The organism is Streptomyces sp. NPDC006544, from assembly GCF_040611715.1.
GTDB lineage: Bacteria > Actinomycetota > Actinomycetes > Streptomycetales > Streptomycetaceae > Streptomyces.
In genome coordinates, this window is sequence record NZ_JBEXOV010000091.1 from 1 (window position 1) to 19,274 (window position 19,274).

The following is a 19,274-nucleotide window of genomic DNA, read 5'->3' on the forward strand; positions in this document are numbered from 1 at the left end:
TTCTACAGCAGCAAGGTGGACTCACTGCGCCGCCTGCACCCCGATGTCACCTTCCTCCAGGAGGTGTCGGACGAGACCCGCCTCGTCGTGTCCGAGCCCCTCGGCGACCTCCCGGGCGCCTGGAACGAGGTACCGGAAAGCACCTACGGCGTCGTACAGCCCGGGGCGGACGAGCTGCTTCCGTTCACCCCCGAACCGGCATGACGGGCGTGGAACCCCCGCCCCGAGCGACAGGAGACCGGCCATGAAGGACTCGATGATCAACCTGGCGGTGGACTATCCGCTGCTGAACATGTTCTGGACCATGATGCTGATCTTCATCTGGGTCCTCTGGTTCATGCTGCTCTTCCGCATCATCGGCGACATCTTCCGCGACGACGGACTGAACGGCTGGGCTAAAGCGGGCTGGACGATCTTCGTCATCCTGCTGCCCTTCCTGGGCGTGTTCGTGTACCTGATCGTCCGAGGGCGCGGGATGGGCGAACGCGAGATGGCCCGGGTCCGGGAGAACGAGCAGGCGTTCCGCTCCTACGTACGCGAGAGTGCCGGACCCACGAGCCGTGCCGAGGAACTGTCCCGGCTCGCCGAGCTCAAGAACAGCGGCGACATCACGGCAGCCGAGTACGAGCAGGCCAAGGCCAAGGTCCTCGCGGACTGACGCCCGGCCACGGATCGGATCCTCCTCTTCGTGACGCCGACGGCGGTGGGGCCCCGGCCTTCCCGCCGTCGGCCGGAAAACAGACCAGCTGCGGGGTGCGTGGCCATGGTGACCGACCTGCTCGTCATCGGCTTGGCGGTCACGCTCTTCCCCCTGCCGATCATGGCCTTCGTGCTGGTCCTGTCCGCACCCGGTGGGGTGTGGAAGGGCCTGGCCTTCATCCTCGGCTGGCTGGCCTGCCTGGTGGCCGTCATCGCCATCGTCCTGTTCCTGACCGACGGGCAGCCGGCCCCGCCGCGCTCGCCGCCCTCCGTCGCCGCACTCGTCGCCACGCTGGTCATCGGTCTGGGGCTGATCGTGTACAGCGAGCACCGGCGCCGGCTGCGCCGTACCCGTGCGGCCCGGGATCCCGCCGCGGGAGAGCTCCGCGCGGAGTCCGGGTCGTCGCTGACGTCGCGCATGGACGACGCCACCGGATGGTCGGCGGCCACCCTCGCCGTGCTCCTCCAGCCCTGGGGCATGGTCGGCGCCGCCGCCGCCACCGTCGTACAGGCGGACCTCTCCCACGGCACGACCTTCGTGGCCCTCGTGGGGTTCTGCCTCCTGGCCACATGCACCCTCCTGGGCATGGAGCTGTACATGGTGTTCGCGCCGGAAAGGGCCCATCTCGCCCTGACGAACCTGCGCTCGTGGCTCGAACGCCACAAGGACCCGGCGATCGTGCTCACCTGTCTCGGCCTCGGAATCTGGCTCGTCTGCAGGAGCCTCTACCAGCTCACGGGATGAACGTGGAGGTGCGGAGCCCCGAGGCGGATGCTGCAATGACTACGGACCTGGGGCCCGTGCCGGAGTCGCCCGTCGAGGGGCGTCACGAGGCCGGGCCGTGCAGGAACATCGGCCGGGCGCACGCTCGGGCCGCGACATCCGCGTGCGGAGGAGTGCTCATGAGCGACGACATCGAAGACATGGGGCCCGTCGACTTCCTGGTCATCGAGTTTCCGGGCAACCGGATGACGGGCGAGGCGTTCCCCTTGCTGCTCGACCTGGTCGACAGGGGCATCGTCCGCATCCTCGACATGAGCTTCGTACGCAAGGACCTCGACGGGAGCGTCGTCGCCGTGGAGGTCGCGGAGATGCAGGACGGGAGCGGGCTCGGCATGTCCGTCTTCGAGGGAGCCTCGTCGGGCCTGCTCGGCCAGGACGACCTCGACGAAGCGGGCAACGCCCTGGAGCCGGGCAACGCGGCCGCGGTCCTGGTGTACGAGAACGTCTGGGCGGCCCCCTTCGCCCGTGCCCTGCGGCGCAGTGGCGCGCAGATGGTGGCCAGCGGCCGTATCCCCGTACAGGCCCTGCTGGCCTCCCTCGAAACCGAGGAGGGCGGGCCGGCCGACGGCGCCTGAACCCCGTCCTCGTTCCCTCATCCCGGCACCCCTCGCCCCCCACAGTCGGTGGGGGGCGAGGGGTGCCGGGATGAGGGAACGGGAGGGACTGGGGAAGAGGAAGGAGGCCAGGGGGGACGGGAGGGCTCAGGAGCTGAGGATCCTGCTCTTCTGCTCCGCGAACTCCGCCTCGGTCAGGAGTCCCTGCTCCTTCAATGCTCCGAGTTCCTTGAGCTGATCGATCCGGCTGCTCATGTCGTCGCCCGGCGGGGGCGGGGGCGGGGACGCCTCAGGAGCGGGGGCGGGGGCGGCTTCCTGCTGTGCCCACCGGCCCGCCTGGCGCCGCGAGACCCGGTTGGAGACCGCCGTGGCCGTACCGGCCACCACCGCGGTGCGCGCTACTCCTCGAAGAAGACCAGGCACGTCACTTCTCCTCACTGACGGGGCCCGGGCCGGGCGGTGTACTGCCGACCCCTGACCTACGTTCCAGCATCGCACCGAGGGGCGCTTCGCACCCTGCGGGGAAGCGGGCCGGCCGCCCCCCGGCGGGTGTGGTGTCCCCCGGCGGATGTGGTGTCCCCCGGGGTCCGTGTCACCCGGCGGGTTTCGTCGCGCGTGCCTGGGTCGTCGGGATCCGCTGGGTGAAGAACATCGCGAGGAGGGCGGCGAAGGCGAGGACGGCGAGTGCGGCGCGCAGGCCGTCGAGCCGCGCGGCGGCGTTCGCGTCGAGCGCGGCCGTGGCCACCTCCGGGCTCGTGCCCGCCTCGTCGAGGGCGGTCTTGAGCTGGGCGTCCGACAGGAAGGGCACCCCGCCCTCGAGCTTGACGGCCGCCTGGCTCGTGACCTCGGCCGGAACGGCCGGGTTCTGCTCGATGGTGGTCAGGAACGACGCGGTGAGCGAGGCGATCAGGATCGACCCCGCCAGGGCCGTTCCGATCGAGGCGCCGAGGTTGGTGACGGCGTTCTGGACACCGCCGACCTCCGAGCTCTGCTCGTCCGGCACCGCGGACACGGTGACCGCCCCCAGCTGGGAGGCCAGAGCCCCGATGCCGAGCCCGATCAGCAGGAGCGGGACCGTGACGATCTCCGCGCCCGCGTCCGCGTCGAGCGCGGCCAGCAGTGCCACCGCGCCCGCGAGCAGCGCGAGGATGCCGATGCGCACCACCCGCCGCGGTGATACGTCCGGGAGGAGGCGCGGGATGAGGATCGCGGCGGCCAGCAGGGTCAGGGAGAGCGGCAGGAGACGGGCGCCGGTCTGGAGCGCGGACAGGCCGAGGGCGATCGACAGGTACAGCGGGACGACGAAGAACACGCCCATCTGCACGAGGTACTGGAAGAAGAACATCGTCAGGCCGCCGGTGAGCTGCCGGTTGCGCAGCAGCCCCGGGTCCACCAGCGGCTCCCGGCCCCGCTTCACCAGACGGGCCTCCCACAGCAGGAAGAGCCACAGCAGGAGCAGTCCCACCAGCATCAGCCACACGACCAGGGAGATCCCCAACCAGGCGGGCGCGCCGCTCTTCGGCAGGAACCAGCCCCATGCGCCCGCGCGGAGCACCCCGTACACGAAGAGGCCGAGCCCGAGAGCGGAGAGCACGGCGCCGACGAGGTCGATGCGCGGGCGCGTGTCCGACGGCGAGTCGGCGACGCGGCGGGCGAGCACCAGGATGCCGGCCACGATCACGACCTCACCGGCGAAGACCCAGCGCCAGGAGAAGTACGTCGTGGCGACGCCTCCGACGAGCGGCCCGACCGCGATCGCCATGGCCGCCGCGGCGGCGACCAGCCCGTAGGCCGCCGGCCGGCGTTCCACGGTGAAGTTCCCGGCGACCAGCGCGACGATCGCGGGGAGGATGAGCGCGGCCCCGACCCCCTCGAGGAACGACCACCCCAGCAGCAGCACGGTCAGGTTCGGGGCCAGGGCGGTCGTCAGGGATCCGCAGCCGTAGATCACGCAGCCGATCAGGAAGGCCCGCTTGCGGCCGATGAGCGCGCCGACCTTGCCTCCGGGGATCATGAACATCGCCATCACCAGGGTGTACGCCGTGATGGCGCCCTGGATCCCGGTCACGGTCGTGCCCACGTCCTCGGCCACGGTCGCGATCGACACGTTCATGACGGAGCTGTCGAGCGCCATCAGGAACTGCCCGGACGCCAGCGTCAGCAGGACGACCCGCGACGACGACCCCGCAGGAGCGGCCGATCCCTCAGAAGTGCCTGCCCCGGATGTCATGGACGCAAGGCTCCCAGCCGCCCCACCACCCCGGATGCCGACCCGCCGAACGTGTCAACCGGTCGGCCGCGACCGACCACGCCGACGCCTCGGGCCCCGTCCGGACGGGCGGCGGACGGGCGGCGGACGGCCACGGCCGCCTTCCCGCAGGACTACACGACGTGGCCGTCCACGACCGGGCCAAGGCCGAACGCGACTTCGGCCAGAGCAAAGCCCCGCGACCCGCCGGCCCTGGCCCGCCTCGCCCGCTCGGGCCGGGTCGAGACCGGTCGGGAGTTGTTCGGCGAGTTCGATTCCGTCTGTGGCCGGGCGAGGTCGGTGAAGGCGTGACGGCTGGCGGACTGCGGTCCACCTCCGCCTCCCGAAGGCGCAGCTGCGACGCAACCGGAAGCAGCCTAAGGAGAGTTCCCTTTCCTCTGCCCGCCGACGGCGCCGGGGCGGCGCAGGCGGCGAGAACCAGCGCCGGGCGCCGGTCCGCCCCTCTTCAGTTGATGCGGGGGCTGCGGGTCGCAGCCCCCGTACGAACCGGATGGGCTACTTCGGGCTGATCGTCACCTTGTAGGTGGCTCCGGCCCTGCCGTGGGTGTTCACGGAGACGGTCTGGCCGTGGCCGTCCCAACTGGCCTTGCCGCCCTGCACATCGACGCGGTAGCCGCCCGGGTACGTGTCCTTGGGCACGGTGATCTGCGTGGGCCCGTCCGCGTTGTCGCGGGTGCGGAAGGTGAGCGTGTAGGTGCGTGCCGCCGGGTCGTACGCGAACGTGAGCGGGTCGCCCGCGACGGCCCGCGCGTACGGCTGGACGAGCAGCTGGGCGTTGGGCTTCACGGCGCCCGTCTGGTCGAGGAAGCAGTAGCCGCCGCCCCGGCACCACTGCCACCACGTCCAGCCACTGGAGAAGCGGTCCAGGGAGGCCGTCATGTCGTTCACGAATTGGCTTGCGTGCGGGACATAGGGGTTGCCGCCCCACTCCCCCACGATCACCGGCATGCGGTGACGGGCCGGGTAGTCACTGATCGCGGCCTCGTAGGCGGAAACGAAGGTGCCGTTGGGGTCGTAGTCGGCGCCGGTCTCCATCGCGGTCTCGTAGAAGTGCGGCGCGTAGCCGGCGTGCGGGTCGTCGATGTGGCCCATCTGCGTGGGGACGCCGAGGCCGACGATGACGGTCGGTTCGACGAACACCCACGCCTTGCGATCGACCAGGCGGATCGCCCGGGCGAGGCGGTTCCACAGCTCGGTGAGCTCGGTGGCCTCGAACCGGGCCGCGGCGGCCGGGAGGTCCTCGCCTTCGAGGAACTTCGCGAACGGCTCGTTCATCAGGTCGTAGCCGAGCAGCGCCGGGTGCCCGCCCAGGGCGGAGGCGACCGTCATCCACATCCGAGCGTGCGCGGCCCGGAAATCGGCGTCCTTGTACAGGTGGTCGAAGGCGGTCTGTACGGACGGCTGGAAGTACCCGGCGAACCAGTCGTCGGGTGTGGGCGTGAACGGTAACCCCTCGTCGCGGGTCGCCCAGTCGGGGATGCCGCGGGAGCCGAAGCGGGGGCCGTACACGTCCTGGTGGGCGTCGAGGATGACCTTGACGTGGTAGCGGTCGGCCCAGTCGAGGATGCGGCGCATCTTGGTGAGGTAGCTGCGGTCGTAGTGCCCGGGGGTGGGTTCGAGGTCGTCCCAGAGGAACGCGAGCCGCGCGAGGTTGAAGCCCCGGGCGGCCATGTCCTTGAGGTCGCTCTCGTGGATGTCGGCGAACGCGTCGGCGCCTCGACTGTTCTTGTCGGCGAGATTGAAGCCGCGCCACTGCATCGCGCGGCCCTGGCCGTCGGCGATGAAGGTGCGGTCGCCGACCGTGACCCGGTCGGGGGTGCGGTCGGGGCGGGCCTGGGCCTGCGCGGGGAGGACACCGAGCAGGAGGGCGGCCACGGCGAGGGCGGCGGAGGCGACGCGTGAGGTCAAGCGCATGCAGGAGACCCTTTCGGGGGTGGCCGCTCGGGCGGCGGTGCTACTGGCCGGTGGGATGTTACTGGCGAGTGGGCCAACTTCCCAGCGCTTGCCGGGAGTTGGCCGGACTTCCTCCCGAGTCCCGACGAGCCGCCTGTGGTACGGGGACGACAGGCTCCGCTTCTTCGCGCGGGTCTCCGGCCAGCGGGTCCGCGAGCCGAATGCCGAACGCGACGAGCAGGCCGTCACCGCAAACGCCCCCGGCCGCCGCCGGCGAAGGGCTGCGAGCCCGGCCGACCCGGTCTGTGGCCCGGTCCGTTCCACGAAGCCGGTCCATCAAGGCTGAGGCGGATCAGCGCGAGCGCCTCGGCGATCCCCGCGGTCATCTCGTCGTCCGGCCCGCAGACCACGCACAGGTCCTCGTGGAGGGGTTCGATGCGCAGCATCCTGCTCAACGACCGCGCCGAAGTGCGCTCTGTCGCGGCGCGCTTTGGAATCATCCGATCGCAGGCTCTCACCCCGCGAGAGACCACTGAACTCATCGAGAAGTTGCTGGGAGAGCTATGAACACGGCACGGAGTTCGACGGCGGCATCGGAACTCACTTGGCGTAAGAGCACCTACAGCGGGGCGGAAGGCGGCGAGTGCCCTGAGGTCGCCACGACACTTGGCGCAGTGCACGTCCGTGACTCCAAGCGGGTCAGCGGGCCCGTGCTGACTGTGGGACGCGAGGCCTGGGCCGGGTTCGTCGGCCTGGCGGCCGAGCCGCAAACGTAGGAGCGTCAGCGGGTCCCGTCCACCGAACGGGACCCGCCACCCGACACTCAGCCCTCGTCGTAGCCCGCCTCGCGGCGGATCATCCGCCAGGCGGCACGGCGTGCGCTGCGGTCCAGGTTCGTGAAGTTCCGGTCGGCACCGAAGTGCTGGCGGCCCGTGCCGGCGATGGCCCGGGACCGGGCGGCGCGCTCCCGCACCCGGGCCGCCGACACCTGGGCGGGGGTCACGCCGCGTTCGGTGAAGCGGCCAGGCTCCGCCTGACGTACCGGGTCGTCTCGTCGGCGAGGATCTCGGGCAGGCCCGCCTCGATGCCGCGCAGGGCCTGTGCTGCGACATCGGCGGGGTCGGTCTTCTGGTCGGCGGGAACGCCCGCGGCCATGTCGGTGTCCATGTACGCCACGTGCAGCGCCGAGACGGTGATGCCGAGGGGCGCCAGTTCCTCCCGGGCCGCGTCGGTCAGCGCCCATGCCGCTGCCTTGGCCGCGGCGTAGGACCCGAGGCCGGCCGGGTGCAGCCAGGACAGGACCGACAGGACGTTGAGCACGGCGCCGCCGCCGTTGCCCCCGATGACGGGGGCGAAAGCCCGCGTCACGGCGAGCGGGCCGAAGAAGTTCGTCTCCATCTCCAGGCGCACCGCGTCCGGGCCGCCCGCGATCAGCGGGGTGGCGGTGGAGATGCCCGCGTTGTTCACCAGCAGTGTCGCGTCGGATGCGGTGCGGGCCGCTGCCCGGACGGAGTCCTCGTCCGTCACGTCCAGTAGCAGCGGGATGACACCCGGCAGGTCCACCGCCTCGGGTCGGCGGGCCGCCGCGTACACCTTCGCCCCGCGCTCCACGAGCTGGGCGGCCAGATGGCGCCCGAGCCCCCTGTTGGCGCCGGTGACCACCGCTACCGCGTCCTTCATTTCCATGCCAGCTCCCAGCGTTCCGGGCGCCGCCGAGCGGCGCCGCAATTAGATTACGACCACAATCTAAACTCTGACCTAGGATAGATGTCAATCGACATCCGATCAGGGAGGTGGCTGATGGGCCGCGTAACGCAGGCGCAAGCGGAGGAGAACCGCCGACGGGTCGTGGAGACCGCCTCCCGGCTGTTCAGGGAGCAGGGCACCCACGTGAGCGTCGCCGACCTCATGAAGGCGTCCGGCCTGACCCACGGGGGCTTCTACAAGCAGTTCGCCTCCAAGGAGGCGCTCATCGACGAAGCCACCGCCCACGCGTTCGATGAACTGACCCGGCTCCGCAATGCCGGACTCGAGCAGCGCTCCGGACAGCGCGACGCCGCCCAGCAGGCGCTGATCGACACGTACCTCTCCATCGAGCATCGCGACCGTGCGGCAGACGGGTGCCCCGCCGCCGCACTCGCCACCGACATCGCGCGCGAGCCCGGAGATCGCGAGGCCCGCCGTGTCTACACCGAGGGGGTGGGCGACTTCGCCGAGTGGCTCGCCACCGAGGACCAGGACGGCATCACCCGGCTGTGCACCATGCTCGGCGCACTCGTCCTGGCCCGGGCCACCAAGGGGTCCCCGCTCTCCGAGGAGATCCTCACCACCGCGCGCGCGGCGTTGACGGCGACCGGCTGACCAGGGACACGACGCCTGGCGCCACGCCGCGGGAATGCACCGGCCCGTCGGGAGCAGCCGCGCACGCGCGCCGTCGCGGCGCGCAGTCGGGGTTCGTGGCGGGGGAAGACGTCGGGGCGTCCGGCGCCGCGGATGAGGATCAGCCCGTCGGAAAAGGGGCCGATCCCGGGCAAGGCCCGAAGGGGGGCGAGCGAGGGCATCCTTGACCGGCATCGACCGCAGTGGGGCGGCCGCATGCCCCGGTACGCCGAGCTGAGCTCGGACACCACGGGATCACCCTCGGCGAGCTGGGGGAATCGGGGAATCCACTGCCGTCGACGTCGAGCGAGAGGATGCGGGCCAGCTGCTGCCGCACTGCGTTTGACCTCAGAGAAAGCCGGAACGGGCTCGGCCCCTGCCGCCGTCCCGGCCCGCCCCTTGCAGGGCGGGCCGGTGTGCACGGCGACCTCCGCCTCCACCATGCCCTGCGGCCCAGCCCTCCCGCCTCACCCCGATGCCCACCGTCGAGTGGCCGTCGTCGGCGGGGAAGGCCGGCCGTACGGCTTGCCCCTGAGCGGGGTCGCGATACCCGGCGGGAGTGGAGCACTTCAGGAAGCCGAGGCCGGGCGCGAGGGAGGACGGCCCCTGCGGGGTGAGGGTGAAGCGTGCGCGGTCAGTTCCCGTGAGCGGTGATCGCGTAGCCCTCGGGGCCGAGGAAGGTGAACATCCTGCCGAACGGGCCGTCTTCCGGCTCCCTGACGATGGGGGTCCCGGCGGCCTGGAGGCGGTCGTGGAGGGCTTGGGCGTCGCTGGTCTTGAACCACAGGGCAACGCCGGCGCCGGGCCGCTCCACGCTGTCGAGGTTCACGCCCGGAAGGGCCTCGCGGACGGCGAACGCGATCGGCTCGGTGGTGAACACCACGGCGCCGGGGGGCGAGACCAGCGCCCGGCGCAGCCCGAGGTGGGTCTCGTAGAAGGCGGCGGCCGCGTCGACGTCACGCACCTGCAGTGCGATGAAGTCCGGTCCGGTGACGGAAACGGTGGTGGTCATGGGAGCTCCTCAGACGCGCTCAATGTCAGGACTTTGACATAGGGGACGCTAGGCGCCTCCGCCCACCTATGTCAAACTCCTGACATGACAGATGGGCCGACCGACCACCCGACCCCGACCGGCGACGTGACCGAACGCCTGGGCTACCGCCTCAAGCGCGCTGCCGCCGCCCTGCGCGGCGCGATGGACAGGGCCCTGCGTGAGCACGGCCTGACCGTGCCGCAGTACGCCTGCCTCGAACTGCTCGACCAGCAGCCCGGGCTGTCCAACGCCGAACTGGCCCGCGGCACCTTCGTCACCCGGCAATCCATGAACGTCGTCCTGCGCGGACTGCAGGAGGCCGGCTTGATCACCCGCGCGGCCACCACCGACCACGGCCGCGCGCTGCCCGCCCACCTCACCGAGGATGGCCACCGGCGCCTCGCCGCGGCGCGCTCCGCCGTCTACGCCATCGACCAGCGGATGACCGACGCCGTTCCGCCGGAACGCATCGCCGCACTGCTCGCCGACCTGGACCGGATGGCGGAGGCGCACGGCGGGTGAACGATCTGCGGCTCCAGGACCGCCGTTGCTCGGCCCTGCCACTCCTGGAGGCTGGCGACGCCCCGGTCATCGTCAACGTCAGCAGCGGCCCGGGCTCTCCGGCGGCATGCGCCGACCCGGGCCGCAACGAGTTCCGGGTGGCGCTGCTGGACTACAACTCCTCCACACGCGGGTCGTCGTCACGCGAGGTCGGTCAGTAGCGCGTCGAGGACCGTCTCCTCCTCGACACGGACACCCAGTTCCGAGAGAGCCTGGGGCAGGGCCGGGTCCCAGGGAGCCCCGGCCGGACGGCCGGCGAGTGCCAGGCCCTCAGGGCCTGCAAGCGCCACCGCCGCGCGGTAGTCGGCGGCCGTGTAGCGCCACGGCTGCCAGGGGACGCGGCGCAGCAGTGCGGAGGCGATGCGGAGCCCGCCCCAGTCGAAGTCACCGTGGTAGAGCAGTGCCGCCCCGCCTTCGTGCAGGTGGCGCAGGAGGGTGAGCGCTGCGGCGGACGGCTGCCCCTGAAGGCAGACCAGCGGCGCGGAGTGCGGGCCGTGCCGGTCGGCGGCCGCCGCGAGCACCGCCGGGTTCTCGCAGATGCGGACGGTCGCGTCGGACACCCGGGGAGAGCGGCGCATCAGCTGCCGCAGCGTCAGAACGCAGGGCTCACCCGCCTCTGCCATCCAGTCCAGGGCGGGGGTGCCCCGCAGGTTCAGGGTGAGGACGGTCGAGGACAGATCGTCGCGCAGCAGACCCGCCGACGCCCAGGCCTCCCGGCGCCATTCGGCGCCGGTGCCGTCGGGGAAGCCGGTCAGCGCGCGGATACCGGCCAGGGTGACGGTGGCCGGCGGAGTGCCGTCGTCCAGGGCGTGGGCGCCGCCGAGGACCCGGGCCGCGAAGGCGGGAAGCGAGACGGGAGGGTCCGCGGGGAGGGCGCGGAGGGCGGTGGCGGCCTGGCCGAGGAGGGCCTTTGCTGCGGCGGGGGTGCCGACGAGGCGTCGTACCAGGCCGTCGCCGCGGATCCGGTCGGCCCATGCGGCGAGGGCCGGGACATCCTGCGCGAGGGCTTCGAGCGGGGCGTACGCGGCCTGCCACGCCCGGTCCTCGGCCTGACGGGCGGGGCCGAGCAGGACGACCGGCCCGGTGAGCACGGCCACGGCGGCGGCGAATCCGTCGGGGCTGATGCCCGAGCGGCGCAGGATCGCGTCCACCTCGTCGAGCCGGACGGTCAGGGAGCGCCCGCTGCCGGGAGAACGGCCCAGCAGCCGCTCGGCCGCCACCCGTTGGGCCGCGGTGGGCGCGCCGAGGGAGACCGGTCCGGTGAGGGGCTGCTCGCGCTCCAGGCGCCGGCGTGCCCGGTCGACCAGCCAGTGGAGTTCGGGGTCGCCCAGGAGACGGCGCAGTCGGTCGGCGTCGACGCGGCCCGCACCAACGCTGACAGCGTCGCCCGGGGCCGCCTCGACCGGGGCAGCGCCGGATGTCAGGTCCACAGAGGCTCCGCTCCCACCGCTCCCACCGCTCCCACCTGCGGGGCCGACTCCGCGTTCTGCGACCGCACCGGGTCCTCTCGGCGCAGCCGCCGCGTGCCGTCCCATTCCCAGCGGGTGACGAGTACCGCCGCCACCTCGTCAATCCGCGACAGCTGGGCGATGGCGACGCCGGGCACCTGCGGATAGCAGGCCCACTCCCGTTCGCTCGTCATCACGACGTCCAGGTCGAAGGCGTGCAGCAGGCCCAGGCACTTGGCACGCGAGTCGTCGTCCACTCCCGCGAATGCCTCGTCGAGGGTGACCAGACGGGGCGCGTACGGGCTGCCCGCGCTCGCGTAGTGCGAGGAGGCCGCGGCGAACAACGGTACGGACACGGCGAGGACCCGCTCGCCACCCGAGGCCGGGCCGGTGGCCGGGACCCAGCGGCCGTGCTGGTGCCGCTCGACTCCGAATTCGTGCCACGAGCGGTAGTCGAGCGCGGCCGTGAGGTGTTCGAGCCAGCTGCCGGAGGTGTCGTCCGTCTGCTGCCGTGCGATCTGCGCCTGAAGGAACTCACCCACCGCCGTCCGGTCCTCCGGGGTCCAGGCGTCGGCGGACTGGCGCAGCCGCTCGCGCGCCTGGGCGAGGCCGGCGGGGGCCTTGCGGGAAGCCCGCCAGACCAGCCGCAGTTTCATGCCGGTTGAGGTGGGGCGGTCCTCCAGCTCGGCGTTCATGTCGCGCACCTGTCGTTCGGCAGCCCCGATGAGTTCCTGGAGGGTGCCCGCGACCTCGTTGATCAGGTGGGTTTCGAGGATCTCCCGTTCGTGTGCGGACAGGATGCGGGTGAGTTCGCCGACCTCGGCGGCCAGGGCCTCAGCGAGTTCGGGTACGGCACGCTCGCGGCCCTGGTAGACGATGTCGACGACCATGCCGTCCTCCACCATCCGGGCGGAGGCGGTGTGCCCGTGCCGGGACAGGGTGTCCTGCAGGGTCTTGAGCTCCTCGCTCAGCCGGCGCTGCACTCGTTCCCAGGCGCCGTCCGAGTCGTCGGCCGACGCCAGCCCGGACTCGATGGCGCGGGCGAGCGCGATCGCCGGGGTGGCCGCCCAGGGGACGTCGCCCGCGGCCGGCACCGGGAGGTCCGGCAGGGCGACCGTGATCAGGCCGGTGGCGGTGAACCGCTGGAGCCCCGCGATGGCCTCCGCACGTGCCTCGGCCGCTCCCGCGAGACCCTTCTCCAGCTGCTCGATGCGGCCTTCGGCCCTGCTCGCCTCCCGGTCCGCCTCGGCATGGCGCTTGCGGGTGAGCCGCTGGTCCGCGTCCCAGGCGCGCAGGGCTTCGGCGGTCTCGGTGAGCCGTCGATCGAGCTCGGCGACGGCCGCGCCGACGGTGGAGCGCAGCGTGGTGTGCCGCTCGTCCGCCGCCGCCGCCTCGCGCCCGGCCTCGTCGGCGCGCAGGGCGAGTTCGACGGTCCGCTCCCCGGCCTGCGCGGCCTCGGCGCGGTCCTCGTCGGCCTGGCGGGCCGCCTCGCCGCGTTCACGCAGTGTCGGCCACAGCGCGGCCAAGGCCACGGCGAGGGAACCATGGGCCTGGCGTACCCCGGCAAGGCCGACCCGGTCGGCGGGCAGACCCAGTTCGCCGGCGGTCCCGGCGAGTTCGGTGGCGGCCCGTTCGGCCTGCCCGGCCGCCTCCAGGAGGTCGGCGGCGCGCTCCTCGCGCCGCGAGCGATCCCGACGCACCGACTCCGCGGCAGCGGTCACCTGGGCGTGCGCCCGGGTGAGGGGGCTCTCGTCGGGTACGCCGGCCAGCTCGGCATCGAGGGTGCGCCGACGCGCCGCCACCTCTTCGGACTGCGCTGCGACGCTCTCCGACTCCTGCTGGAGCAGGTCGAGTTCGACGCGAAGGGCGGTGATACGGGCCCGCCGCGCCACCTCCCGCGCCCCCTCGCCGATGTACTCGGCGGCGGGCTTGGCCCAGCGGCCGGTGAGCGTGCCGACGCGGAAGCGCCCGTCCGGCCCCACCCAGGTGCCGGCTCCGTCGTCCCCCGCTGTGCCGATGGCCGCGAGCAGCCGGGCCACCGTGTCCTCGCCCACCGCCGCGGCCTGCGCGTCGCCGCCGTCCACGGCCGGGCGCAGCAACCCGCGGAGCGAAGGCCCGGCCACCGGCCCGGTCGCCGGGGAGAGGAGTACGTCGTGCCCGTCCGCGGCGAGGGCGGAGCCGTCGGGAAGCACCCAGGCATCCAGCAGTCCGGAGGATTCCAACGCCGCCTCCAGCCCTGCGCGCTCCTGTTCCGGAAGGCCGTCGTGGAAGTCCACCAGCCGCCACAGCGGTGCGCCGGGAAGCCGCTCGCGCAGACCGGGCGTGCGGGTGGGCGGAGGATGGGGGCCTCCTCGGCCGCCGGCCTCCAGCACGGTGATCTCCTCGCGGACCCGGCCGGTGCGTACCGCCAGCTCCGCTGTCCGGCGCGCCGCGTCGGCCATCTGGTCCGCCAGCCGGGCCGAGGTGGCGCTGTGGGCTCGTGCCGCGTGCGCCCGAGCCGGGTAGGGCCCGTCGAGGTGCCGCGTCCACTCCTGGAGTTCATCGAGCAGGCCGGCCAGGTCGGGGCAGGCCAGCTCGCTCCAGGTGCGGGCGTGTTCCCGTACGTCGTCCAGCAGGGTCTGCCCGGCCCGTGCGGCACCTTCCTCCGCGCGGCTCCGCGCCGCGACGCTCTCGTCGAGGTCGGTATCCGCCTCGTCGAGGCGGACGGATGCCTGGCGCTGCCTCTCGGCCGCCCGCTCGGCCGCCGTGGCGAGGTCTTCCGCGTGGGCGAGCGCACGACGCCCCCGGTCCGTCGATTCTTCGGTCGCCCGCCGCAGTTCGGACTCGGGCAGCCCGTCGTCCGCGGGCAGATCGATCCGTGCGGCGACGGCTGCCTCCCGCGCCTGACGGAAGGTGTCCTCGGCCAGCCGCCCAGCGGCGCGCAGCCGGTTCTCGGCCGCGCCGAGCCGCCCGAGCACCCGGGTGTGCAGTCCCGCGGCCTGGTCCCTGTCGTCGCGGGCCCTCTCCAGGGCGCGGGCAGTCCTCTCCACTGCCTTGGCCGACTGCTCCAGCTCCCGGGCGCTGCGCATCTCGGGGCCCTCGCGCAGGGCCGCGTCCTGGGCCCGGAGGCGCGCCCGGGTCTCGTCCAGGGCGGCGATCCGTTCCTCTGCCGCCGCCCGTTCCTCCTGGGCACGGGTCTGCTCGGCCTGCGCCTCGGCGAGGTCCCGCTGGAGGTGTTCGTAGCGGGAGTGCTCCCCGCGCGGGAGGCGGGCGCGCCGGCGGGTGGCGATCCGGGCGTAGCGCCGGTAGTGGTCCAGGAAGGCCGCGGCGGCCCGCTCGGCGGCGGAGGCGGCCGTCAGTTCCTCCTTCTCCTCGTCCAGGGAGCGGAAGGCCTCGGCCACATCGGCGATGACCGCCTGGTCCATGGGCGGCAGGGCCTCGGTGAGGGCTCGGGACAGGGCTGCCTCGTTGGGGCGTTTGGACAGCTGGGGCTGGCGCAGCTGGATGAGCAGGTCGACCAGGGCGCCGTACCGCTGCTCGCCGAGTCCGAAGAGTGCCTCGTCGACGGCCCTGCGGTAGGCCTTGGCCTGGTCGTACACCATGCCGTGCCCGGCGACGGCCTCGGCGAGCCGGTCCCGGGACAGGGCCGTGCCGGTGGCGTCGAGCAGGCTGAGGGACTCCTCGGCCTCCTCGACGGGGTCGCCCGGGCGGTGGTCGACGCGCTGACGGGTGAGCGCGTACCAGTGACGGGCGATACCCCGCCCGCTGACTGCCTTGAGTCCGATGGCCAGCGTACGGAAGTGCCGTTCACCGGTGGTCTCGTCGAGCCTGCCGAACTCGATCCAGGTGTAGCCGAGCCGCTCGGAGTGCGGATGCTCGCCGCCGAGGAGCAGGTTCCACTCCATCCTCTTGCCCGGATCGCCGTCGGGTTCGACGCGGCGTGAGCTGAGGTCCCCGTCGAGCAGGAAGGGCAGGGTGAGGGCGAGCACCTTGGACTTGCCGGTGCCGTTGTTCCCGCGCAGGAGGAGGCGCCCGTCCCGGAAGTGGAATTCCTCCACGTCGTAGTGGAAGAGGTCGACGAGCCCGATGCGCAGGGGCTGCCAGCGGGATCGCAAGGGGTCGGGGAGGCGGTTCACGGCTTGCTGGCCTTTCGCTGCGCGGGCGTACGTACGGTGCCGGGTTCGAGGACGACGGTCTCGCCGACCGCGTACCGGGCGAGGGCCGGGCGCGGCGCCACGCCGTGGGCCGTACGGGAGACCAGGCCGAGGGCGGCGAGCCGGTCGACGGCCTGTTCGACGAGTTCGGCTTCCATGCCCGGCTCGCGCGCGGACTTGGCCCAGAATCCGCCGTGCTCGGCGGCCAGTTCCCGGACTCGGAGCGCCAGCCGGTCGGCGGTGACGGGGCCGTCGGCGGCGGCCAGGTGCTCGGCGAGCAGCAACGTGACGTGACCGTGGGTTCCCTGCTCTGGCATGCGGACGTCGGTGAGATCGTCGTCCGGGTCGACCATCGCGATGCCTTCGGCCCGCACTTCGGGGACCAGGCCGGTCAGCTCGGTGATGCGGGTGGTGAGGAACCCCCGCTGGCGGGTGAGGTAGCCGAGCTCGGCGTCGGTCAGCTCGTCGTAGTACAGGACCGGGTCGTCCAGGAGCCTTCGGGTCAGCGAGCGCCGCATCGCGCGGAAGCGCAGTTCGTCGCTGTCCAGGGCGGTCTCGGCGACGAGTTCGGTGAGGCGGTCCGCGAAGGTCTCGGCGTGCACGGTGGAGGGGCCGCGGCGTGCGGCGAGCAACCCGGCCAGTACCCGCCGTTCCACGTCGTACAGGACATCGCCGGCTCCGCTGACGTACGCCTCCTCGTCGCCGGCGACGCGCCGCAGCACGCCGAGGCCGAGCAGGAGCCGTACGACGGCGGCCAGGTCGAGACGTTCGTCGCGACGGTCCAGCGTGAACTGGATGCCGGCCTGGAGGAGCTGCGGGTCGGCGGCGTCGAGGACGACCTGGTCGGCGAGCCGGCCGAGGGCGATCTGGGCCTCGCCCCGTTCGAGGGCGGCCAGGGCCAGGCACAACAGCACGTAGCGGCGGCGCGTGAAGGGTGCGGCGGCGCGGGTGGCCTCCCGCGCGGGGTGGGTGGGGTCGGTGAGGACTCCGGGGATCTTCCGCAGGCGAGCCGCCTCGGCATCCGTCTGGAGGGACCAGCCGGTGTTGCGGTCGAACCAATCGCGCAGTTCGGAGGCGTGCCGGCGGACGAGACGGAACTCGTCGGCGTACCGGCCGTGGGCAAGCAGGAGTGGCTGCCTCAGCAGGGCGCGAGCTGCCTTGCGGAGGTCGGCTGCGTGCTGGCCGTCGAGCACCTCGGCGAGCGGAGTGCCGTTCACAGGTCCTCGCCTCCGGCCGTCAGGTCAATGATCTCGATCAGGTGGTCGGGTCCGCGGAAAACGCCTCCAGCCGTCCGGATCTCCGCGGTGCCGCCGTCGGCGAGCGCGCTGAGCCGGATCTCCATGGAACCGTCGTTGCTGGTGGCCACGGTGTGGCGCGTACCGGGCCGCCAGGTGGCCAGCGCGTCGCCGAGCAACTGGAGGAAGAGCCCGAAGGAGGCGGGGTCGAGTTCACCGAGTCCGGAGAGCCGGGTGATTCCGTCGGTGACGAGCCGGGCGCGTGCCGCCGCGGTCTCGGCGGCCTGTTTGGCGGCCACCTCCGCGAGTCTGCGGCGCGCCTCCGCCCGGTCCTCGACCTTGCGCGTCTTGCCGCGCCGCTCGTAACTGCCGGTACGGCGCAGTTGGGGGCTGATCCGCAGGGGCTCGGCCTCGGCCCACGCAGTGGCTGCGGGGATCGGCAGCGCTGCGCGGGCGGCGAGGGCCTCGGCGTCGACTGTCAGATGCCGGGCGGGGTAGAGCCCGAAGGCGGTGCGCCACAGCCGGTGCCGGGCGTCGTCGTCGGGGGCCTCAGCGAACCAGCGGGCGAGGGTACGGAAGTCGGCGGACCGGTCGGAGCGCCCCGCCCTGCGCTCGTTGAGCGACCGTACGACGGCCAGGAGCTGGGGGATCGCGCCGAGGGCCCGGCCGCGCAACAGCCTGGCCTGCGACTCTCGCCCCTCCCGGCTGATGAACCACGCTGCGAGCCCGGACCAGCGCCCGGACCAGCGCTGGTACGCCTCCCACTCGGCGTGGTCGGCCTCCTCCGGCGAGGCGTCAGCAGCCTCACGGGCGGCGGCCGCCCGGAGCAGCGGTTCGATGCTTCCGGCGTCTTCCAGTTCCAGGATCAAGCGGGCGATGCGCCCGCCAAGGGTGATCAGGTCCTGGATGAACCGCTCCAGATACTGAATGAGCCGGTCCTTGTAGGCGAGGAAGAGTTCCTCTTCGACATCGTGGAGATCGATGGTCCGCTGCAAAGACCCCATGAAGGCGCGGGCGTTGTCGGCGAGCGCGGCGAACCGGCTGGCCAGCGCGTCAAGCGCCAGGTGCGATTTGGCCTGATCCGGCTGTTCCTCGGCTGCCAGCACGAGGAGGGCCCGCAACTGGGTGACGATGTCGTGCAGGGCAACGGCCTGCAGCGCTCCACGGCGCCCGAGCGCCTCGTCGTAGACACCCAGCGCCTCCTCGGCCGCTTCTCCGGCCCGGGTGAGCTGATAGATGAACCGCTTCCGGTAGAAGTCCTCAACGGCGGTAACGCGCGCGGTGTCGGGATCGGCCCGGAGATTGCCCCAGCCCACGAGGCTGTCCAACGCTTTGACCACAACGTCCAGCTCAGCGGGTCGCACCTCGGCGGGCAGGGCGGCATGCACGTCCTCGGGGCGCAGATGGACCGCGAACCGCTCTTTCGCGACGACGAACGCCCCCATCACCCGACGGTAGAGAGCCGTGTTCTGGACGGTGAGGTGGGCGAAGGGGCTGTAGCCGTCCGGTCGTGGTTCCGGTTCGGTGGTGATGGTCATCGCCGGCCATTGTCCCGCAGCGGAGAGAGTCGCCGACAGGGACGAAAACACTTGGCTGATTTACACCGCAATGTGACCTTGCATCCCTCTGTTTCATCGAACTCCGGGAGATCACGTGCCATGGCCGGCAGCATGTGAATGGCCCGATCGACCCCCAGGGACGCCTCCCCACGGGGTCCCCACCCTCCCCTGGCATGACCGCCCAGCTCCATGACCCGGAACGGATCGGCGCGAACCGCTTCCACCGGAGGGACCGGCTGCCACGGCCACTGCCCATTCCTTGCGGCCTACGCGTGTCCGTGTTCGTCCCTGCGCCAGTCGCCGCCATCGGTGCGGCTGACGCACCGATGGCCGGGAGCCGGACCCTGCCCGTGAAGGGCCATGGACGATGCCGCCTCGCGCCCGCAGCTGCGGAATTGCCGCCTGACAAGAAGCAATCCTCCCGCCGGTCGGCGAAAGCCCGACGACCGGCGGCCACCGCAGCCGCAGCCTCATACGTCATTGCAACGGGCGACGCCTCAGCCCACTCCCCATACAACTGGACGATCACGCGCCTGCCCCCGAGCACGCCGCTTCGCCCGACAGACGACGACGTCCGACATCACCGGAGTCCCGGGAGCGGCGGGCAAGGAGGGCACGGACCCACGTGGTGTTCACGCCCACACAACGACCTGCCCCCGGTCGGGTCACAGGCACGGAGCACGTCACCAGCGTGACAGGCTCGGACCGGCCGCCTGGAACAGTCCCC

General features: G+C 72.4%; 18 protein-coding genes and 2 pseudogenes. 9 read left to right on the forward strand and 11 right to left on the reverse strand.

The features are described 5' to 3' along the window. From ABZY44_RS30240 to ABZY44_RS30255, 4 genes and pseudogenes are all read left to right on the forward strand, one after another. A pseudogene (locus ABZY44_RS30240) lies at positions 1–204 on the forward strand (class II glutamine amidotransferase); the annotation flags it as partial. 40 nt (positions 205–244) lie between these two features. After that, positions 245–658: an SHOCT domain-containing protein gene (locus ABZY44_RS30245; RefSeq protein ID WP_356659347.1), complete on the forward strand. Its 414-nt coding sequence runs from the start codon at positions 245–247 to the stop codon at positions 656–658. A gap of 105 nt (positions 659–763) precedes the next feature. Beyond that, entirely contained in the window at positions 764–1,444 is a 681-nt protein-coding gene (locus ABZY44_RS30250) for a GAP family protein (RefSeq protein WP_356659349.1), read from the forward strand. 158 nt (positions 1,445–1,602) lie between these two features. Then, on the forward strand, positions 1,603–2,058 hold the full coding sequence (locus tag ABZY44_RS30255; RefSeq protein ID WP_356659351.1) for a DUF6325 family protein: 456 nt from the start codon (positions 1,603–1,605) through the stop codon (positions 2,056–2,058). A 126-nt stretch (positions 2,059–2,184) separates the two neighbouring features. On the opposite strand, the gene ABZY44_RS30260 is transcribed toward ABZY44_RS30255, so the two are convergent. The 4 genes from ABZY44_RS30260 to ABZY44_RS30275 all read right to left on the reverse strand — a co-directional run bounded on the left by ABZY44_RS30260 (position 2,185) and on the right by ABZY44_RS30275 (position 6,645). Next, entirely contained in the window at positions 2,185–2,460 is a 276-nt protein-coding gene (locus ABZY44_RS30260) for an SHOCT domain-containing protein (RefSeq protein WP_356659352.1), read from the reverse strand. Positions 2,461–2,629: 169 nt separating this feature from the next. Next, entirely contained in the window at positions 2,630–4,267 is a 1,638-nt protein-coding gene (locus ABZY44_RS30265) for an MFS transporter (RefSeq protein ID WP_356659354.1), read from the reverse strand. 534 nt (positions 4,268–4,801) lie between these two features. Continuing rightward, positions 4,802–6,220, reverse strand: a complete 1,419-nt coding sequence (locus tag ABZY44_RS30270) for a cellulase family glycosylhydrolase (RefSeq protein WP_356659356.1) — start codon at positions 6,218–6,220, stop codon at positions 4,802–4,804. A 224-nt stretch (positions 6,221–6,444) separates the two neighbouring features. Further along, a complete protein-coding gene (locus tag ABZY44_RS30275; protein ID WP_356659358.1) occupies positions 6,445–6,645 on the reverse strand; it encodes a hypothetical protein in 201 nt (66 codons plus the stop codon). On the opposite strand from ABZY44_RS30275, the pseudogene ABZY44_RS30280 reads away from it, so the two are divergent. Both ABZY44_RS30280 and ABZY44_RS30285 read left to right on the forward strand, forming a co-directional pair. Beyond that, a pseudogene (locus ABZY44_RS30280) lies at positions 6,638–6,766 on the forward strand (transcriptional regulator); the annotation flags it as partial. The gene ABZY44_RS30275 and the pseudogene ABZY44_RS30280 sit on opposite strands and share 8 nt — an antisense overlap. Continuing rightward, on the forward strand, positions 6,763–6,975 hold the full coding sequence (locus ABZY44_RS30285) for a DUF397 domain-containing protein (protein ID WP_356659360.1): 213 nt from the start codon (positions 6,763–6,765) through the stop codon (positions 6,973–6,975). The pseudogene ABZY44_RS30280 and the gene ABZY44_RS30285, both read left to right, overlap by 4 nt. A gap of 47 nt (positions 6,976–7,022) precedes the next feature. On the opposite strand, the gene ABZY44_RS30290 is transcribed toward ABZY44_RS30285, so the two are convergent. Together ABZY44_RS30290 and ABZY44_RS30295 are read right to left on the reverse strand one after the other, a co-directional pair. After that, positions 7,023–7,202 carry a hypothetical protein gene (locus tag ABZY44_RS30290; protein WP_356659362.1) on the reverse strand — a complete coding sequence of 60 codons (180 nt, stop codon included), beginning with the start codon at positions 7,200–7,202 and terminating at the stop codon, positions 7,023–7,025. Next, positions 7,199–7,885, reverse strand: coding sequence for an SDR family oxidoreductase (locus ABZY44_RS30295; protein WP_356659364.1), 687 nt, complete (start codon positions 7,883–7,885; stop codon positions 7,199–7,201). Before ABZY44_RS30295 ends, ABZY44_RS30290 begins: the two co-directional genes overlap by 4 nt. A gap of 114 nt (positions 7,886–7,999) precedes the next feature. Here ABZY44_RS30295 and ABZY44_RS30300 point away from each other — a divergent pair, with 114 nt between their 5' ends. Continuing rightward, complete coding sequence (locus tag ABZY44_RS30300) at positions 8,000–8,560, forward strand: TetR/AcrR family transcriptional regulator (RefSeq protein WP_356659366.1); 561 nt, start codon at positions 8,000–8,002, stop codon at positions 8,558–8,560. Positions 8,561–9,212: 652 nt separating this feature from the next. Here ABZY44_RS30300 and ABZY44_RS30305 read toward each other — a convergent pair. Beyond that, positions 9,213–9,590 carry a VOC family protein gene (locus tag ABZY44_RS30305; RefSeq protein WP_356659367.1) on the reverse strand — a complete coding sequence of 126 codons (378 nt, stop codon included), beginning with the start codon at positions 9,588–9,590 and terminating at the stop codon, positions 9,213–9,215. A gap of 84 nt (positions 9,591–9,674) precedes the next feature. Here ABZY44_RS30305 and ABZY44_RS30310 point away from each other — a divergent pair, with 84 nt between their 5' ends. Both ABZY44_RS30310 and ABZY44_RS30315 read left to right on the forward strand, forming a co-directional pair. Beyond that, positions 9,675–10,133 (forward strand): MarR family transcriptional regulator, encoded by a 459-nt coding sequence (locus ABZY44_RS30310; protein ID WP_356659369.1) that lies wholly within the window; start codon positions 9,675–9,677, stop codon positions 10,131–10,133. Continuing rightward, positions 10,130–10,333, forward strand: a complete 204-nt coding sequence (locus ABZY44_RS30315) for a hypothetical protein (RefSeq protein WP_356659371.1) — start codon at positions 10,130–10,132, stop codon at positions 10,331–10,333. Before ABZY44_RS30310 ends, ABZY44_RS30315 begins: the two co-directional genes overlap by 4 nt. On the opposite strand, the gene ABZY44_RS30320 is transcribed toward ABZY44_RS30315, so the two are convergent. The 4 genes from ABZY44_RS30320 to ABZY44_RS30335 are packed head-to-tail and all read right to left on the reverse strand — an operon-like array spanning position 10,313 to position 18,526. Next, positions 10,313–11,602 carry a TIGR02679 family protein gene (locus ABZY44_RS30320; RefSeq protein ID WP_356659373.1) on the reverse strand — a complete coding sequence of 430 codons (1,290 nt, stop codon included), beginning with the start codon at positions 11,600–11,602 and terminating at the stop codon, positions 10,313–10,315. The genes ABZY44_RS30315 and ABZY44_RS30320 overlap by 21 nt on opposite strands. Beyond that, positions 11,593–15,735: a TIGR02680 family protein gene (locus ABZY44_RS30325; RefSeq protein WP_356659375.1), complete on the reverse strand. Its 4,143-nt coding sequence runs from the start codon at positions 15,733–15,735 to the stop codon at positions 11,593–11,595. The genes ABZY44_RS30320 and ABZY44_RS30325 overlap by 10 nt, the downstream gene beginning before the upstream one ends. After that, positions 15,732–16,970, reverse strand: a complete 1,239-nt coding sequence (locus tag ABZY44_RS30330) for a TIGR02678 family protein (protein WP_356659377.1) — start codon at positions 16,968–16,970, stop codon at positions 15,732–15,734. Before ABZY44_RS30330 ends, ABZY44_RS30325 begins: the two co-directional genes overlap by 4 nt. Beyond that, positions 16,967–18,526: a TIGR02677 family protein gene (locus tag ABZY44_RS30335; RefSeq protein ID WP_356659379.1), complete on the reverse strand. Its 1,560-nt coding sequence runs from the start codon at positions 18,524–18,526 to the stop codon at positions 16,967–16,969. The genes ABZY44_RS30330 and ABZY44_RS30335 overlap by 4 nt, the downstream gene beginning before the upstream one ends. Positions 18,527–19,274: the final 748 nt, after the last annotated feature.

What these genes read in the sequence shown, in the direction of transcription:
- ABZY44_RS30275 (WP_356659358.1), bottom strand. Translation starts at nt 6,645, where the DNA reads ATGCTGCGCATCGAACCCCTCCACGAGGACCTGTGCGTGGTCTGCGGG.
- ABZY44_RS30335 (WP_356659379.1), bottom strand. Translation starts at nt 18,526, where the DNA reads ATGACCATCACCACCGAACCGGAACCACGACCGGACGGCTACAGCCCC.
- ABZY44_RS30270 (WP_356659356.1), bottom strand. Translation starts at nt 6,220, where the DNA reads ATGCGCTTGACCTCACGCGTCGCCTCCGCCGCCCTCGCCGTGGCCGCC.
- ABZY44_RS30245 (WP_356659347.1), top strand. Translation starts at nt 245, where the DNA reads ATGAAGGACTCGATGATCAACCTGGCGGTGGACTATCCGCTGCTGAAC.
- ABZY44_RS30300 (WP_356659366.1), top strand. Translation starts at nt 8,000, where the DNA reads ATGGGCCGCGTAACGCAGGCGCAAGCGGAGGAGAACCGCCGACGGGTC.
- ABZY44_RS30310 (WP_356659369.1), top strand. Translation starts at nt 9,675, where the DNA reads ATGACAGATGGGCCGACCGACCACCCGACCCCGACCGGCGACGTGACC.
- ABZY44_RS30305 (WP_356659367.1), bottom strand. Translation starts at nt 9,590, where the DNA reads ATGACCACCACCGTTTCCGTCACCGGACCGGACTTCATCGCACTGCAG.
- ABZY44_RS30250 (WP_356659349.1), top strand. Translation starts at nt 764, where the DNA reads ATGGTGACCGACCTGCTCGTCATCGGCTTGGCGGTCACGCTCTTCCCC.
- ABZY44_RS30285 (WP_356659360.1), top strand. Translation starts at nt 6,763, where the DNA reads ATGAACACGGCACGGAGTTCGACGGCGGCATCGGAACTCACTTGGCGT.
- ABZY44_RS30255 (WP_356659351.1), top strand. Translation starts at nt 1,603, where the DNA reads ATGAGCGACGACATCGAAGACATGGGGCCCGTCGACTTCCTGGTCATC.
- ABZY44_RS30265 (WP_356659354.1), bottom strand. Translation starts at nt 4,267, where the DNA reads ATGACATCCGGGGCAGGCACTTCTGAGGGATCGGCCGCTCCTGCGGGG.
- ABZY44_RS30295 (WP_356659364.1), bottom strand. Translation starts at nt 7,885, where the DNA reads ATGGAAATGAAGGACGCGGTAGCGGTGGTCACCGGCGCCAACAGGGGG.